17 protein-coding genes and 1 pseudogene are annotated in these 16,753 nt (G+C 43.6%); 6 read left to right on the top strand and 12 right to left on the bottom strand.

Annotation, left to right across the window (positions count from 1 at the left end; all coding sequences use genetic code 11):
* Positions 1 to 32 precede the first annotated feature (32 nt).
* From AB3F25_RS01970 to ccmA, 3 genes and pseudogenes are all read right to left on the bottom strand, one after another.
* Positions 33 to 785, bottom strand: a pseudogene (locus AB3F25_RS01970) (heme ABC transporter permease); the annotation flags it as partial.
* A 54-nt stretch (positions 786 to 839) separates the two neighbouring features.
* Entirely contained in the window at positions 840 to 1,505 is a 666-nt protein-coding gene (gene ccmB, locus AB3F25_RS01965; RefSeq protein WP_373603853.1) for a heme exporter protein CcmB, read from the bottom strand.
* 4 nt (positions 1,506 to 1,509) lie between these two features.
* Positions 1,510 to 2,148: a cytochrome c biogenesis heme-transporting ATPase CcmA gene (gene ccmA, locus AB3F25_RS01960; RefSeq protein WP_373603852.1), complete on the bottom strand. Its 639-nt coding sequence runs from the start codon at positions 2,146 to 2,148 to the stop codon at positions 1,510 to 1,512.
* 292 nt (positions 2,149 to 2,440) lie between these two features.
* Between ccmA and sodA the strand changes: the two genes are divergently transcribed.
* Positions 2,441 to 3,088, top strand: a complete 648-nt coding sequence (sodA, locus tag AB3F25_RS01955; protein ID WP_373603851.1) for a superoxide dismutase [Mn] — start codon at positions 2,441 to 2,443, stop codon at positions 3,086 to 3,088.
* Between the two features lie 190 nt (positions 3,089 to 3,278).
* Here sodA and AB3F25_RS01950 read toward each other — a convergent pair whose 3' ends face one another.
* The 7 genes from AB3F25_RS01950 to AB3F25_RS01920 form a co-directional block, all read right to left on the bottom strand.
* Positions 3,279 to 3,665 carry an isoprenylcysteine carboxylmethyltransferase family protein gene (locus AB3F25_RS01950; RefSeq protein WP_373603850.1) on the bottom strand — a complete coding sequence of 129 codons (387 nt, stop codon included), beginning with the start codon at positions 3,663 to 3,665 and terminating at the stop codon, positions 3,279 to 3,281.
* 88 nt (positions 3,666 to 3,753) lie between these two features.
* Complete coding sequence (locus AB3F25_RS01945) at positions 3,754 to 4,368, bottom strand: YfgM family protein (RefSeq protein WP_373603849.1); 615 nt, start codon at positions 4,366 to 4,368, stop codon at positions 3,754 to 3,756.
* A gap of 11 nt (positions 4,369 to 4,379) precedes the next feature.
* Positions 4,380 to 5,651, bottom strand: a complete 1,272-nt coding sequence (gene hisS, locus AB3F25_RS01940; protein WP_373603848.1) for a histidine--tRNA ligase — start codon at positions 5,649 to 5,651, stop codon at positions 4,380 to 4,382.
* Between the two features lie 9 nt (positions 5,652 to 5,660).
* Positions 5,661 to 6,767 carry a flavodoxin-dependent (E)-4-hydroxy-3-methylbut-2-enyl-diphosphate synthase gene (gene ispG / locus AB3F25_RS01935; protein ID WP_373603847.1) on the bottom strand — a complete coding sequence of 369 codons (1,107 nt, stop codon included), beginning with the start codon at positions 6,765 to 6,767 and terminating at the stop codon, positions 5,661 to 5,663.
* An 11-nt stretch (positions 6,768 to 6,778) separates the two neighbouring features.
* Positions 6,779 to 7,786 carry a RodZ domain-containing protein gene (locus AB3F25_RS01930; protein ID WP_373603846.1) on the bottom strand — a complete coding sequence of 336 codons (1,008 nt, stop codon included), beginning with the start codon at positions 7,784 to 7,786 and terminating at the stop codon, positions 6,779 to 6,781.
* A gap of 68 nt (positions 7,787 to 7,854) precedes the next feature.
* Positions 7,855 to 8,394: a type IV pilus biogenesis/stability protein PilW gene (pilW, locus tag AB3F25_RS01925; RefSeq protein WP_373604306.1), complete on the bottom strand. Its 540-nt coding sequence runs from the start codon at positions 8,392 to 8,394 to the stop codon at positions 7,855 to 7,857.
* Between the two features lie 45 nt (positions 8,395 to 8,439).
* Positions 8,440 to 9,576: a bifunctional tRNA (adenosine(37)-C2)-methyltransferase TrmG/ribosomal RNA large subunit methyltransferase RlmN gene (locus tag AB3F25_RS01920; protein WP_373603845.1), complete on the bottom strand. Its 1,137-nt coding sequence runs from the start codon at positions 9,574 to 9,576 to the stop codon at positions 8,440 to 8,442.
* Between the two features lie 233 nt (positions 9,577 to 9,809).
* Between AB3F25_RS01920 and AB3F25_RS01915 the strand changes: the two genes are divergently transcribed.
* From AB3F25_RS01915 to AB3F25_RS01895, 5 genes are all read left to right on the top strand, one after another.
* A complete protein-coding gene (locus tag AB3F25_RS01915) occupies positions 9,810 to 10,691 on the top strand; it encodes a D-alanyl-D-alanine carboxypeptidase family protein (RefSeq protein ID WP_373603844.1) in 882 nt (293 codons plus the stop codon).
* 242 nt (positions 10,692 to 10,933) lie between these two features.
* A complete protein-coding gene (locus AB3F25_RS01910) occupies positions 10,934 to 11,815 on the top strand; it encodes a metal ABC transporter substrate-binding protein (protein ID WP_373603843.1) in 882 nt (293 codons plus the stop codon).
* Positions 11,815 to 12,732: an ATP-binding cassette domain-containing protein gene (locus tag AB3F25_RS01905; RefSeq protein WP_373603842.1), complete on the top strand. Its 918-nt coding sequence runs from the start codon at positions 11,815 to 11,817 to the stop codon at positions 12,730 to 12,732. Before AB3F25_RS01910 ends, AB3F25_RS01905 begins: the two co-directional genes overlap by 1 nt.
* Positions 12,732 to 13,580: a metal ABC transporter permease gene (locus AB3F25_RS01900; RefSeq protein ID WP_373604305.1), complete on the top strand. Its 849-nt coding sequence runs from the start codon at positions 12,732 to 12,734 to the stop codon at positions 13,578 to 13,580. The genes AB3F25_RS01905 and AB3F25_RS01900 overlap by 1 nt, the downstream gene beginning before the upstream one ends.
* Complete coding sequence (locus tag AB3F25_RS01895; protein WP_373603841.1) at positions 13,573 to 14,400, top strand: metal ABC transporter permease; 828 nt, start codon at positions 13,573 to 13,575, stop codon at positions 14,398 to 14,400. Before AB3F25_RS01900 ends, AB3F25_RS01895 begins: the two co-directional genes overlap by 8 nt.
* Positions 14,401 to 14,531: 131 nt before the next feature.
* On the opposite strand, the gene rlmC is transcribed toward AB3F25_RS01895, so the two are convergent.
* Entirely contained in the window at positions 14,532 to 15,710 is a 1,179-nt protein-coding gene (rlmC, locus tag AB3F25_RS01890; RefSeq protein ID WP_373604304.1) for a 23S rRNA (uracil(747)-C(5))-methyltransferase RlmC, read from the bottom strand.
* Positions 15,707 to 16,753, bottom strand: a complete 1,047-nt coding sequence (gene nagZ / locus AB3F25_RS01885; protein WP_373603840.1) for a beta-N-acetylhexosaminidase — start codon at positions 16,751 to 16,753, stop codon at positions 15,707 to 15,709. Before nagZ ends, rlmC begins: the two co-directional genes overlap by 4 nt.

Raw genomic sequence — 16,753 nt, 5'->3', positions numbered from 1 at the left:
TATTCAAAAATTCTAAAAAACTTAACCACACTTTACTTAACGGTTGACTGAGCTAACGCTCTTACCCACGGACGTTTCGCATCTTCTTTTAATAATTCCACGCGATAACGTGCAAGAGTAAGCCAAATATAGAGGCTTAAAAAACCGAAAATACAAAAAATTAGAGGAATAAGCATTGGGGTAGCAATAGAAGGTTTTTCTAATTTCGTGATACTCGCACCTTGGTGCAAGGTATTCCACCATTCTACGGAGAAATGAATAATCGGCAAAATCACCACGGTAGTGATACAAAGAATCCCAGCGGCTTTGGCCCCCACAGTTCGATCAGAAAATGCGGAATAGAGCGCGAGAACACCTAAATAAAGGAAGAATAAGATTAGTTCGGCAGTTAAGCGCGCATCCCACACCCACCAGGTTCCCCACATCGGTTTACCCCAGACCGCGCCGGTAACGAGCGCTAGAAAAGTGAATAATGCACCAATTGGTGCCATAGCAATCATCGCAAGATGGGCTTGTTTAATCTGCCATACCAACGCAATCACAGCAGCGACCGCCATAGAACCGTACACACCCATTGACCAAATAGCGCTCGGCACGTGTACGTACATAATTCGGAAACTATTGCCTTGCTGGTAATCTGCCGGCGCATAAGCCAAGCCCCACACAACACCTGCGCCAAGCAATAATAAGGTCAAAATCGCAAATAACGGACTTAATTTACCGCAAATGCGATATTGCGTTTCCGGCTTGGCGTAAGGATGTAACCACTTCCACATAATAAAAAGATCCTTAAAAAAGAAAGAAAAACCAGTACATTTTCGAGGTGTGTCGAATGAAAATTAATTATCTAAACTAATTCGTAATGCCGCCGCAATGGCAAACGGAGAAAGAGTGATCGCGCTCACCATCATCGCGCCTAAAATAGCCAGCTGTCCGCCATAAGTCATATTTAAACTGGCAGCTTCTAATACGGACGAAGCAAAAATCAGTACGGGAATAAACAGCGGCACTACCAGTAAACTTAATAACACGCCACCCTTGCGCAATCCGACCGTTAATGCCACGCCAATCGCGCCAATACTACTTAACACCGGTGTACCTAACAATAAAGTTAGCACTAACGCCCACCAAATATTGATTTCCAAAGAAAGTAATAATGCGGCAATCGGAGAAAGCAGAATGAGCGGTAATCCGGTCAATAACCAATGTGCAATTACTTTCGCCAATGCGGTCATCAGTAAAGATTGCGCATTGAGCATTAATTGTTCAAGCGAACCATCAATAAAATCATCACGGAACAGACGTTCAAAAGAAAGCAACGCCGAAAGTAACGCAGCAACCCAAGCCACACCCGGCGCGATACGAGAAAGCAATGCCGGATCCGGCCCGATCACTAGTGGAAACAACGTAATAACAATCAAAAAAAACCATAACGGGTTTAAAATTTCTGCCCGTTTCCGCATCGCGATCTGTAATTCTCGTTTAATGATATCTAAGAAAATCATCGATTTATTCCGCTTTAAATCGGGCCAAATTGAGTTTTTGTAAACCTGAACTCGGCACGTCTTGATGACTAGTGAGCAATACGATCCCTCCCCGTCGCGCATGTTCATCAAAAAGTGCAGTTAAAATTTCCACGCCTTTTTTATCAATTGCAGTGAAAGGTTCGTCCAAAATCCACAAAGGCGCTTGCGAAAGCCACAAGCGCGCCAAGGCTATGCGTTTTTGTTGGCCGGCCGAAAGTTGTGCCGCCGGTAAATCTTCGCGACCCAATAAACCGACTTTTTTCAATACCGCCCAAAGCGCTTCATTACCTTGCTTAGCACGGCTAATGCGTTGATAAAACTGCAAATTTTCCCATGCGCTAAGCTCGGGTTTAACGCCGGAAAGATGGCCTAAATAAAGCAAATATTGATGGTAAATTTCACGCTGTCTAGAAATCTCTTCCATATCCCATCGTACTTTACCTTCAATTGGTTGAGCCAAACCCGCCAAGATGCGCAATAAACTGGTTTTGCCTATACCGTTATGCCCTTCGATTTGCACAAAATCACCCGCATTAAAATCGCACGTCAAGCCGCGAAATAATACGCGTTCACCGCGCTGACAGGCCAGATTTTGCAAAGATAACGTATGCATTTCAAACATAAGGACAAAAAAGAACCAAAAAATTGGCAGTATTCTATCATAAGGGAAAATTTTGACGATATTTTAGCAACTGAAAAATCTAACTCTTTAGAGGTGGATCACAAGTTTTATTGATTTAAAACAAGATTTAACCAAGAAGAATTTAATCAATCGATTTACTTAAAAAGAAAAAGATTTAATGATCTAAATCAACTTTTCTGCTACCATGTGGGAACTTTTTGACTGATTTTGGATACATATCTTTTGATGTCGAAATGGAGAAAAACGTTTATTTTATAGAAGGAATGACTTTATGGCTTATACTCTACCTGAATTAGGCTATGCCTACGATGCATTAGAGCCGCATTTCGATGCGCAAACTATGGAAATTCATCATAGCAAACACCACCAAGCTTATGTGAACAACGCCAATGCGGTGCTGGAAGGCTTACCCACCGAATTTGCCGAAATGTGTCCGGGTCAATTAATCGCCGACCTTGATAAAATTCCTGCAGAAAAACGCGTTGCATTACGCAACAATGCGGGCGGTCATGCCAATCACAGTTTATTTTGGAAATCCTTAAAAAAAGGTACAACGTTACAAGGTGCATTAAAAGACGCTATCGTGCGTGATTTCGGTTCCGTGGAAGCGTTCCAAGCGGAATTTGAAAAAGCGGCAGCAACCCGTTTCGGCTCGGGTTGGGCATGGTTAGTATTAACTAAAGAAGGTAAATTGGCGGTGGTTTCGACCGCTAACCAAGATAATCCATTAATGGGCAAAGAAGTGGCAGGTTGCGAAGGCTTCCCACTTTTAGGCTTAGACGTCTGGGAACATGCTTATTATTTGAAATTCCAAAATCGCCGTCCGGACTACATTAAGGAATTCTGGAACGTAGTGAACTGGGATTATGTGGCTGAGCGTTTTGCCCAAAAAAGCGCGGATTGTAACTGTGCAAAATAAACGATAAACCGAAATTATGTAGCAGTTACACAACGCTAAAATTACCCTTGCAAAATAGCACCGCATTGGAGCCGCTTTCAATGCGGTGCTGTCGTTTGATGCAAACTCATGTTTAATTCAAATGGTTTTGTGCATTTGCTACATAATTACGCGATAAACATAAAAAATGCGGTGAAATTTCACCGCTTTTTTATAGCCAACGTCTGACCTTCTCTCTATAACGGCGATAATCTGCGCCGAATTTCTGTTCCAAAAAAGCTTCTTCTCGCGCAATTTGCCAACGATTCATCAGCCAAACAAAAACGATCACGCCCGTCCAAGCCAATAAATGCGCTAACCACAATGCCCAGGCTATCAATATAAATAATAAACTCAAATACATCGGATTACGTGTAATACGGAAAACGCCGGATGTCACCAGTTGCGTTGTTTGCTCTAATTGCTGTGGATCAATCGTTGTTTTTTGTTGATAAAACTGTGCGACCGCAGTCATAGCCACAACAGCGGATAACAAAATAAAGAAAATAACCAGAAACTCAAAGCGCCAATGCGGTCCTATCGGCGGAAACCAATACATGGCAATACCGATAAGCAAGCAAACTATGGGTGGAGGAAGAGGAAATAAAGATCGCATAAAAAATAAACGCCCTTGCGGGCGTCATTGATTAAAGATTATTTAATTTCATTTGAGCGGCTTGTCGTTCTAACGGACTACCATTTTGTAACGCCTGCTCAAAGCTGCTTTTGGCGGCAGCTTGATCACCTTTTGCAAGTTGAATATCGCCGCTTAATAAGGCTTTACGTGCATTGAAACTTGCGCTTTTCACTTGATTCAAAGTTGATAATGCATTATCAAGCTGACCGGATTGGAATTGCACCGCACTCAAACGTACTGCCGCAAGCGAAGTTAATATCTCATCTTGAGATTGCGCCAATGCTTGCTCCAATGCGGTGCTCGCAGCGATGAAGTCTTGTCGCGCAACAGCATTTTTCGCTTCGTTCAGTAAGGCGAAAACTGCATAGCTGGTTTTACTATTAGCTTGCACAAATTCGGTTAATTTGACTTTTTGCGCCGCAGAATTTTGCTCCGCCCCATAAACTAACGCTTCGTATCCTGCAGAAGCTTCGATGATTTGATTGGTCTGATAAACCTGCCAATAACGCCAAGCAAACATTCCCCCTACACCTAAAACAAAGGCGACAATGATGGCTTTGCCGTTTTCTTTCCACCAATCTTTTAACTGGTTAATTTCTTGTTCTTCTTCAATGCTATACGCCATTTTCTTTACCTTTAAAATTGAGCCTGAATATAATCAATCACTTGCGTAGCATCGACAACTTGTTGATCGACGCCACCATGCAAATGTTTCACGACCACTTGGTTATTTTGTACTTCGCTTTCGCCGAGCACTAATGCTAAAGCTGCACCGGATTTATCCGCGCGTTTAAATTGTTTCTTAAAGCTACCGCTAGAGGCATGCAACATTACGCGTAAGTGCGGTAATGCCGAACGAACTTTTTCCGCTAATTGAAATGCGGCTAAGGTCGTCCCTTCACCTTGATAAACAAGGTAAATATCGACTGCCCTTTCTACCGGAATATTTTGATTCACTTCTTGCACCAACAATACTAAACGCTCTAACCCCATCGCAAAACCGATACCCGGACTAGCATGTCCACCCAACTGTTCGACCAAGCCGTCGTAACGGCCACCACCACACACAGTGCCTTGCGCGCCCAATGCAGTTGTTACCCATTCAAATACGGTTTTGTTGTAGTAGTCTAATCCGCGCACGAGCTTCGAATTAATTTCGTATTGAATGCCAATCGCATCCAATAAACTGCATAACTGAGCAAAGTGCTCACGACTTTCATCGTCTAAGTAATCAAGCAATTTCGGTGCGTCGTCCAGCACTTTCTGTAATTCTGGATTTTTCGTATCCAAAATCCGTAACGGATTTTTCACCAAACGTTCTTTTTCTTCTTCACTCATTAAGCCTTGGTGATTTTGCAAAAACGCCACCAATGCGGTGCGATAATTCGCCCGAGCTTCTAACGAACCAATTGAGTTAAGTTGCAAGGAAACATGTTTTTCAATACCCAACATTTTCCAGAGACGCGCCGTTAAAATGATTAATTCTGCATCAATTTCCGGGTTCGCAATGCCGAACACTTCCACACCGGCTTGGTGAAATTGACGGTAACGCCCTTTTTGCGGGCGCTCATGGCGGAACATTGGTCCCATATACCATAAACGTTGCTCGTTATTATAAATCCAACCATGTTCAATTGCCGCGCGTACACAACCTGCGGTGCCTTCCGGACGAAGCGTCAATTGTTCCTCATTATCCCAGAACGTGTACATTTCTTTTGATACGACGTCAGTCACTTCACCAATGGCGCGCGTAAATAATGCGGTATTTTCGACGAGCGGCATACGCACTTCTGAATAGCTGTAACTTGCCAAAACTTGACGCACCTGCGCTTCAATCCACTGCCATAGTGGCGACTCCGTCGGAGCACAATCGTTCATTCCACGAATTGCTTGAATAGTTTTTGCCACAATATATCCTTAAAGAATTCGATTATTCGGATCTTGTCGTGCAACTCTGGCACGAATCTTTGCTTCCAATTGATTGATAATATCTTCGTTATCGAAACGCTCTTTTTGACGTTCGCCGTCCACATAATAACCACTTTTTTTATTTCCGCCGGTCACTCCTAAATCAGAAACCAACGCTTCGCCCGGACCATTTACTACGCAGCCGATAATGGAGACGTCCATCGGCGTAATAATGTCTTCTAGGCGCTGTTCAAGGGCGTTGACCGTGCCAATGACGTCAAACTCCTGACGGGAGCAAGTCGGACAGGCAATAAAATTAATGCCGCGCGAACGAATACGCAAAGATTTCAAAATATCGAAACCAACTTTGATTTCTTCGACCGGATCGGCAGCTAAAGAAACACGCAAGGTATCACCGATGCCTTCGGCCAACAACATGCCTAAACCGATGGCGGATTTTACTGCACCTGCACGAGCACCGCCGGCTTCGGTAATGCCCAAATGCAGCGGTTGTTTAATCGCTTTTGCCAATAAACGATAAGATTCTATCGCCAAAAAAACATCGGAAGCTTTAACACTGACTTTAAATTGATCAAAGTTGAGTCGGTCTAAAATGTCTACATGACGTAACGCTGATTCCAATAAGGCTTGCGGCGTTGGTTCGCCGTATTTTTCTTGAATATCCTTCTCCAAAGAACCGGCATTTACACCGATACGAATCGGAATATTTTTATCACGGGCACAATCCACTACGGCTCGAATGCGGTCCTCTCGCCCAATATTACCCGGATTGATACGCAAGCAATCCACGCCGTATTCAGCGACTTTAAGCGCAATGCGGTAATCGAAATGAATATCTGCCACAAGCGGTACATTCACTTGTTGTTTGATGATTTTAAAGGCTTCCGCTGCCTCCATGGTCGGCACGGATACGCGCACGATATCTGCCCCCACGCGCTCTAGCGACTTAATTTGCGCAACCGTAGCTTCCACATCAGTAGTGCGAGTATTGGTCATTGATTGTACAGCAATCGGCGCATCGCCGCCGATCGGTACGTTGCCGACATAAATCTTTGTCGATTCACGACGCTTAATGGTTGGTTGAAAAGCTGACATAATTCTTCCTATTAAGGTTGTGAAAGTTTAAATTTTGCTACTCGACCATCTACTTTGAGCGGATAATTTTCCCCTTTATAAGTGATTCGAACATTCCCAGGGGCACCTACGATTAAGGAAAATTCATCGCCGCTAAAAGTGAGTACTTCGCCTTGCTTATATTCTTTTTGTACAAGGACTTTACGATTACTATCTTTAACGCTTAGCCAGCTAGTATTTCTTAGTATTTCCACAACCAGATCGCCTTGTGCAATCGGAGGCGCCGGAGAAATCGTCGGATTTTCCACCGAACTTTGACTATCCGGGATTGCCGTTTCACCGTTTACGGTCGATTCTGATTTAGACGACAAATTTTCAATTTGTTCTTGTTGAACCGACGCTATATTTGTTGCTTTAGACTCGGTTTCGATCTCGTTAGCGTTCGCCACCGAACCGGGCATGCTATCCAACGGCATCATTTGTCCGGGTTGTTTCATTATTCCGGTTGGTTGAACAACAGGCGCTTCAACAAGCACTGAATTTTTCGACGCAGTTTGCGTATTTTCTGAATTAGATACATAGTTTTTCACTAGAATATCACGTTCTTCATTGGATTTTTGATAATTCTGCCACCACCATAAGCCCGTCATGCTTAGTGCCACAAACAACACTAACACGGTTAAATAACCGATCCAGCGGTTATGTAAAGAATATTGATTAACCGAACGAGTCGCTCGCACGTTTTTATCTAAATCAATTTGCTCACTTTCACCAAAAGAAAGATCATTCCACAAACTTTCCGGTAAACGCAAAAATTTACCGTAGCTACGGACGTAGCCTTTTACAAAGGTAGCAGGAACATTTTTCTGGATAAACTCGTTGTTTTCGATTTGCACTAAAATGGAAGGACGTAAAGCAATTTGTTTAGAAACATCTTCAAGAGATAAATTCAGCGCTTCGCGAGCCTGACGAAATTTTTCGCCTAAGGTCACTTCGGCTTGTTCGTTTTGCGCTTGAGATTGTTCAGCTTGCGTATTCATGAGTTCATTATTTGATGGATATAATTAGACGCTGAATTTTAAAGTCGAAAGCGCTTTTTGGCAATGTTTTATTTGGCTCGATTCAGCTTTTCCGCGCGATGAACATCGATTTGCCGCAGTTTATCAAAAGCCTGTTGATACAGTTCCCGCCGATTTTCCGCCTGTGCGCAAAGCGCTATATTTTCATAAGTATCCGCTTGACGATAATAATTCGGCGAAGACAACGCTGCCTCAAATTGTTCATAGGCCTGCACAAACTCGCCTCGCCCACATAAAAATGCACCGAAATTATTATGCGTATCGCCTTGTTTTGGGTCTAATTTAAGCGCTTGTTGATAAGCTTCGTGCGCGGCGCTCGCATCCCCCTGCAATTGATAAAAATGTGCCAGTGCGGAATACACTAGATAATAATTTTTGTCATGCTCTAAGGCTTTATCCAAATTCTGTTTAGCTTGCGGTAGATTATTTTGTTGAAGATAACCGAGAGCGAGTTCTACACGCGCCTTTGCCGCACGTTGTTTATTAAAAGCAACGGTGTCATTTTGTGAAACACAAGCAGAGAAAAGCAAAGGGAAAATGATCGCTCCTACAAATCGAATAACCTTGATTTTCATTTTTCCTCCGTTAATTTCGTAAACTTAATTCAGCTAAATTCAGCTAACTTGCGTAACCCCGATATTTTGCCCGAATTGACGTTTCAATGCGGTGCGCTTGGTGCGGTCAATAACATCGCCGGCTAATTGTCCGCAAGCCGCGTCAATATCGTCGCCACGGGTTTTTCGCACGATTACGGTTAAACCGTATTCCATCAAAGTTTTCTGGAAGCGATCAATGCGCGTGTTGGAGCTCTTTGCATAGGGCGCTTGCGGGAAAGGGTTCCATGGGATCAGGTTAATTTTACACGGTGTATTTTTTAACACTTCCGCTAATTGATGAGCGTGTTCCACATGATCGTTAACATGATCCAACATCACATATTCGATGGTGACCTTGCCGTGGTTGGCGTTGGATGTACTCAAATAACGATTAACCGAATCAATAAGGGTTTTAATATTGTATTTTTTATTTAACGGTACAATTTCATCACGCAATTCATCGTTCGGCGCATGTAAGGAAATTGCTAACGCTACGTCGATCATTTTGCTTAAATTATCCAGCGCCGGCACCACGCCTGAAGTGGATAACGTCACGCGGCGTTTAGATAAACCGTAAGCGAAATCATCCAACATAATTTCCATTGCCGGCACAACGTTTGCCACGTTGAGCAGCGGCTCGCCCATACCCATCATCACTACGTTGGTAATCGGACGTATACCAGTAACGCCGAAATTACCGATAATTTTCGAAGCGCGCCATACCTGACCAATAATTTCCGCTACCGTTAAATTTCGGTTAAAGCCTTGTTGTGCAGTGGAACAGAATGTGCAAGCCAAGGCGCAACCTACCTGCGAAGAAACACACAAGGTGGCGCGATCCGCTTCGGGAATATACACGGTTTCCACTTGCTGATCGCCCACCTGCATCGCCCATTTAATGGTTCCATCGGCAGAACGTTGTTCTACTGCCACTTCTGGCGCTTTGATTTCCGCCACGGATTTTAATTTTTCACGCAATTTCTTATTAATATTCGTCATATTGTCGAAGTTATCTTCGCCAAAATGATAAATCCATTTCACCAATTGATCGGCGCGAAACGGTTTTTCGCCTAATTCGGCAAAAAATTCGCGCATTTGTCGGCGCGTCAAATCCATTAAATTGATTTTTTTATTCTGTTCCAAAGTTTCTAACATTTAAGCCTCGTTGCTACACATTGTGGCGGTAAACATTGCGGCGATTCGCCTAACAAAAGCCCGATATAAAAATGAGCAACGATTCTACAGATTTGCCACCGGATAAGCTAGCGAATTTCAAAGACTCAACAAATTTTACCTATCATGTTTTGCGAAGCGAATCGCAAAATTTCATTATTGTTGGTAAAAAACTGAGCTAAAATACATACTCGTTTTATTCTCCGGTGTTCGCAATGTTAAAAAAACTTCTTGCTCTTTTTTTCTGTTTTATTCCATTCCTCTCCACAGCACAATCTTATGTCGTTTATGATTTTACGCGCGATAAAGTATTGGAAAGCAGTTCACCGAATCACGTTCAACCCATTGCGTCCGTAACGAAGTTAATGACCGCCAATGTATTTTTGGAGCACAATAAAAACCCGCGTTGCACAGCCTCAATTACTGATGACGACATCGATTACATCAAAGGCACGCGCACTAAATTACCGAAATACACGCCAATCGCCTGTAATGAATTATTAAAAGCGATGTTAGTGCATTCCGATAACTATGCGGCACATGCACTTTCTCGCTCCGCCGGTATGAGCCGCTTACAATTCATCCAAAAAATGAACGAAAAAGCTCGCGAATTAGGTATGCGTTCTACCCGTTTTGCAGACAGTTCTGGCTTATCTCAAAATAATATTTCCAGCGCAATGGATTTAGTAAAATTGGCGAAGTATTCCATGCATAAATCACAAATCAAAGAGTTATCGAATATGCCCAGCGCTTACATTCAAACCGGCAAACGTAATATATTCGTAAAAAACACCAATAAATTGGTGCGCGAAGAAGTATTCGACGCAGCAATTAACAAAACCGGTTATATTCAGGAATCAGGCTACAATTTAGTGTTTATTCACAAACATCCTTGTCGGAATGCCACCATCGGGGTAATTAGTTTAAATAACAGCTCGTCCCAATTCAGAACCAATTTCACCAAAGGTAAATTAGAAAAATACGGTTGTACGGCCGGCCATCATTTACATAGTTTTACGGAAGAAGATGCGCAATACGAAGAAGATTATGATGAAGAAGGATTAAATAATCTGATCAAGCAAGTCACCCAAAATTAACCCATAAAATGCCGTTCTTTTTCATTCGGCATTTTTATTACAACCGTAAACATTCAAAAGCATAGAAAAAATCTATCGTTCTTTTTGCTATCCTGCCACTAACTAAAAAAAAATATTACTTTTTAATAATCATTTTCATTTCAAATCTATGTAAAAAGTAGTAGTATTAATTCCGATAAATATGGATAAGTTTGTTTTCCATATTTAGGCAAAAGTAAATTTCAATTTTATAAGGAGCATTCATGAAATATTCATGCAAAATTATGGCCGCGTTTGCCCTCAGTTTATTTGCTATGCAAGCCAATGCCAAATTTAAAGTCGTCACTACTTTTACTGTGATTCAAGACATCGCGCAAAATGTGGGTGGCGATGCGGTGCTGGTAGAGTCGATCACAAAACCGGGAGCGGAAATTCACGAATATGAACCGACTCCAAAAGACATTGTAAAAGCGCAATCCGCTGATTTGATTTTATGGAACGGATTAAATTTGGAACGTTGGTTTGAGCGTTTCTTCCAAAACATTAAAGATAAACCGGCCGTCGTCGTCACCGAAGGCATTCAACCGCTTTCCATTTATGAAGGGCCTTATAAGAACGCACCGAATCCGCATGCCTGGATGTCGCCTTCCAATGCGGTGCTCTACATAGAGAACATTAAAAACGCCTTAGTGAAATACGATCCGCAAAATGCCGCAATTTATGAAAAAAATGCCGCGGATTATGCCCAAAAAATCAAACAACTTGATGAACCGCTACGCGCCAAACTCGCCCAAATTCCTGAAAATCAACGTTGGTTGGTAACTAGCGAGGGCGCCTTCAGTTATTTAGCAAAAGACTATCATTTAAAAGAAGGCTACTTATGGCCGATTAATGCAGAACAACAAGGCACGCCGCAACAGGTTCGAAAAGTGATTGATTTAGTTAGAAAAAATAATATTCCGGTGGTATTTAGCGAAAGCACGATTTCACCTAAACCGGCGCAACAAGTCGCTAAAGAAAGCGGTGCGAAATACGGTGGTGTATTATATGTGGATTCCCTCTCGGCCAAAGACGGGCCCGTTCCAACTTATATCGATTTATTGAACGTCACCGTTTCCACTATCGTTAAAGGATTTGAAAAGTAATGGATGCTTTCTCGACATCAATTTGGGTAAATGACGTTACCGTGCGTTATAACAACGGGCACACGGCTATTCATAATATGACCTTTGCTCTTCGCGGTGGCACAATTTGCGCATTGGTGGGCGTGAACGGGAGCGGTAAATCCACGCTGTTTAAAAGCTTAATGGGTTTGGTGAAACCGCAACAAGGAGAAATTAAACTCGCTGATTTGCCGATAGCTCAAGCGTTAAAACGAAATTTAATCGCTTATGTTCCCCAATCGGAAGAAGTGGACTGGCAATTCCCGGTTTCCGTGTACGATGTGGTGATGATGGGACGTTACGGCTATATGAATTTTTTACGTATTCCTAAAGCCATTGATAAACAAAAAGTGCAAGAGGCAATGCAACGGGTAAATATCGAGCACCTCGCACAGCGGCAAATCGGCGAGCTTTCGGGCGGGCAGAAAAAACGCGTATTCCTTGCCCGTGCCTTGGCACAACAAAGCCCGATTATTTTGCTTGATGAACCCTTCACCGGCGTAGATGTAAAAACTGAAAATGCGATTATCAAACTATTAAAACAGCTCCGCATTGAAGGTCATTTAATTCTGGTTTCCACGCATAATTTAGGTTCGGTACCTGATTTTTGCGATCAAGTGGTAATGATTAACCGTACTGTGATCGCTGCAGGGAAAACCGAAGATACCTTCAACCAACATAATTTGGAGCTCGTATTCGGCGGCGTATTACGCCATATCAAATTACTTGGCGAAGATTTGCATAACGACGAAGACAAACGTGCGGTCACCGTTTTAACGGACGATGAAAAAGCCGTGGTGTTCTATGGTAAAACCAAACAAGATCCGCCTGCTCTGACCACACAAACTTGTCATTTCGATGAACCCGAAAATACGCTCAAAAATAAGGGGAATAGATGATACCGGATTTATTGCTCGAACCTTTTTCTTATGACTATATGCTCAAAGCGATGATATTGAGCGCTGCCGTAGGCGGAATCTGCGCTTTTTTATCTTCTTATTTAATGCTCAAAGGTTGGTCGCTCATCGGCGATGCGCTTTCCCATTCCGTAGTACCGGGTGTGGCGATTGCTTACGCGCTTTCGCTGCCTTATGCGGTCGGCGCATTTTTCGCCGGCATTTTAGCCGCCCTTTCCATTCTTTGGGTAAAATCCATTTCCAAACTCAAAGAAGATGCCGTAATCGGCTTTATTTTCAGCACTTTTTTTGCCCTCGGCTTATTGATTATTTCCTTAAATCCGACCGCCGTGAACGTGCAAAGCATTATTCTTGGCAATATTTTAGGCATCGCCGATGAAGACGTTTACCAAGTCGCCATGATTATCGGCCTTTGCTTGCTCTTACTTTTATTATTTTGGAAAGATTTACTGCTGATTTTTTTCGACGAGACCCAAGCCGTTACCGTCGGGCTTTCGCCGTTATTTTATAAAATTCTATTCTTCACCTTATTAAGCGCATGCGTAGTGGCTGCATTACAAACCGTCGGTGCCATTCTTGTAATAGCTATGGTAATCACACCGGGCGCGACCGCTTATTTACTCACGGATAAATTTAAAACCTTGGCAATCATCGCGGTCGTCTTGGGTTCACTAACAAGTTTTGTCGGCGTCTATATCAGCTATTATTTAGACGGTGCAACAGGCGGCGTGATTGTCACATTACAAACTTTATTATTCTTAGCGGCATTTTTGCTTTCGCCAAAATACGGCTTGCTCACACGCCATAAAAAGGCGGTGCAGCATGCTTGATTGGATTCTTGAACCGCTTCAATTCGATTTTATGCAAAATGCGCTGCTTACCGCATTAGTTGTCTCGATCATCTGCGCCCTACTTTCTTGCTACCTGATATTAAAAGGCTGGTCGTTAATGGGCGATGCCATTTCCCATGCGGTTTTGCCCGGTATCGTGTTGGCTTATTTGGCGGCAATTCCACTGGCGATCGGCGCATTTTGCTCCGCTATTATTTGTTCTCTCGGGGTGGGTTACTTAAAAGAAAACAGCCGAATCAAAGAAGACACGGCGATGGGTATTGTGTTTTCCGGCATGTTTGCTATCGGCTTGGTAATGTTCACTAAAGTGCAAACCGAACAACATTTAACTCATATTTTATTCGGTAACGTACTTGGCGTCAGCCGAGCGGAGTTGTACCAAAACGCTCTTGTTTCAGCATTAATTTTTGTAGTGATAATATTGAAACGAAAAGATCTCTTGCTTTATTGCTTCGATCCTTGTCACGCTCGGATTACCGGACTTTCGCCAAAATTATTGCACTACGGCTTACTAACATTACTCGCTTTAACGATTGTCAGCACAATGCAAGTGGTCGGTGTAATTTTAGTCGTTGCCATGCTTATCGCGCCGGGCATTAGCGCGCTCACACTGACAAAATCCTTCGACAAAATGCTGTGCCTTGCCGTCGCAAGTGCCGCTACATCAAGCCTTATCGGCGTCATTTTAAGCTATCATTTGGATGCGTCGACAGGCGCATGCATTATTCTTTTACAAGCGGCATTTTTTATTGTCGCCTTGGCCTATAGCAAATTCCGCGCCGTAATACAGGTGAGTTAATCTCGCTTTCACAAAAGTCATAGAACGTTTAGGCAAGCAAAAATTATACTCACAAAATAGCACCGCATTGGAGGCAGTTCCAATGCGGTGCTATTTTTAATGTTCAATTCAGCAAATATTTTTGCCGCGTTTTATCTATCGTGAACCCGTTCTAATAGCACCAAAGTTTCATAATGCGTCGTGTGTGGGAACATATCAAAAAGCCGAATTTTAGTCGGTTCGTAACGAGTCAAATATTGCAAATCGTCACTCATGGAAAGCGCATGACAGCTCGAATACAAAATAAAGCGCGGTTGTGTTTCATTAAGAAATTCGCTTAACAACCGACCGATGCCACGACGCGGCGGATTCACGATAATCGAATCGGGCTTGTTCGCATTTTGCTTTAAAGCGAAATTCGCCGCATCCAACGACTGAAAATTAACGGCCTGCAAACCCAATTTCCGGGCGGCGGTCCGTGCCGCCAGAATGGCGGAAGGCGAGATTTCAATACCGCTAAGCTCTACTTGGATTCCTTGCTTTTCTTGCAAAGCCTTGGCGCAATGCAAACCAAACCCGCCTACGCCACAGAACAAATCCCACAATTTAGCAATCGGTAAATCTTCAATCCATTGTTGCGCCGTGGCATATAACGCGGTCGCTACCGTTGGATTGGTTTGAAAAAAGCCTTGCGGACGAATAAAGAGCGGCACACCATTGAAATTTTCCGGCAAAAATTGTGGCTCGGTCAGAAAAATTTCCTGCTTGCCTTCCAAAATGGCGGCGTGTTCCGGTTGTAAATTCACGCTCACCACTTCCAGTTGCGGCAATTTGGATAAAAGCCCGTCAAGTTCGCGACGAATTAATGCGACTTTATTTTCGGAACGCAATACAAAACGCAGCATTAATTTGCCGGTTGCCGTGCTTTCGGTAAGCAAAATATATTTCAGTTCGCCTTTTCGTTTCGCTACGTTATAAGGCACCAATCCGGCGCGAGCGATAAAATCTTTGAGAACGGCAAACACCGTACGAAAATGCGCAGGATAAAGCGGACAATCGCATAAATCGACCGCGCTTTGCGGTTCATTCGGATCTTGCAAAATGCCCAAAATCGGGCGTTCCACTGTGCCGCTAGCCACCATTTTGGCTTTATTACGAAAGGCAGTTTGCGGTGATTGGAAGGGAGGGAACCATTTCAATGCGGTGCTATTTAGCGATCTCAATTGTGCTTGCAAATGCGCGCTTTTCTCGGCCAATTGGCGCTCATAAGGCATTTTTAACCATCGGCACGAACGACAATCGCCGCGTTGATAATGCGGACAATCAATCATGCTTTGCTTGCCAGCCATTGCTGTTGAAGGGCGGTCAGCTTTTTGTGATTTTCTAACCAACGTGGAATTTTGCTCAACTCCGACCACGTGTATGCTCTCTTCTTAAATAATCTGTTCAAACGCGTTTGACGGACATGAGAATGCAGTGGATTTTCGGAAAGCTTTAATTTATCCAACACCTGAATCACGCCCTCGCGTTCATTGCAAAGCAGCAGCAAGTCGCAGCCTGCATTCAAGGCTTTCTCACTACGGGCGACAAAGTCCCCCATAAATCCGGCGCCTTTCATACCAAGATCATCGGAAAAAATCGCACCCTCAAAGTTGAACCGTTCGCGCAAAATGCGTTTGAGCCAATATTCGGAACCGCTCGCCGGTTGGCTGTCGCATTGCGTATAAATGACATGAGCCGGCATAATCGCATCCAATTTTTGCTGTGCGATAAGTTGTTGAAACGGCTGAATATCTTCGCTGAAAATGTCCGCTTGGGGGCGTTCGTCATAAGGCGTTTCCAAATGCGAATCCGCCAATACGCGACCGTGCCCCGGGAAATGCTTACCGGTGCTCGCCATACCGGCTTCGTGCATACCATTGATAAAAACGCCGGCCAAATCGATCGCGGTTTTCACCTCCTTGCCAAAACTACGATCGCCGATAGCACCGCATTCGTGTCCCAAATCCAGCACCGGCGCGAAACTTAAATCGATATCTGACGCAATCATTTCCGCCGCCATTTGCCAACCGGCTTCATGTGCCCAAGCTTGTTGTTGTCGCACATCATTCGACAAAGCGGCAAAGGCCTGCATCGCCGGTAGCAGAGTAAAGCCTTCGCGGAAACGCTGAACGCGTCCGCCTTCTTGGTCAACAGTAATCAGCAACGGCTTTTTTACGCAGCTACGTACGGATTTCACCAAGGCCTGGAGTTGCGCGCGGTCGTAAAAATTGCGGGTGAATAAAATCAAACCGGCTACCAGCGGATGTTGCAACAATTCCACTTCTTCTTGCGTCAGCTCGTAGCCTTCAAGATCGATTAATAATGTTGACAT

The organism is Aggregatibacter sp. HMT-949, from assembly GCF_041734645.1.
Classification (GTDB): Bacteria; Pseudomonadota; Gammaproteobacteria; order Enterobacterales; family Pasteurellaceae; genus Rodentibacter.
The sequence above is the reverse complement of the archived record's forward strand: the minus strand, read 5'-3'. Positions and strand labels throughout refer to the sequence as shown.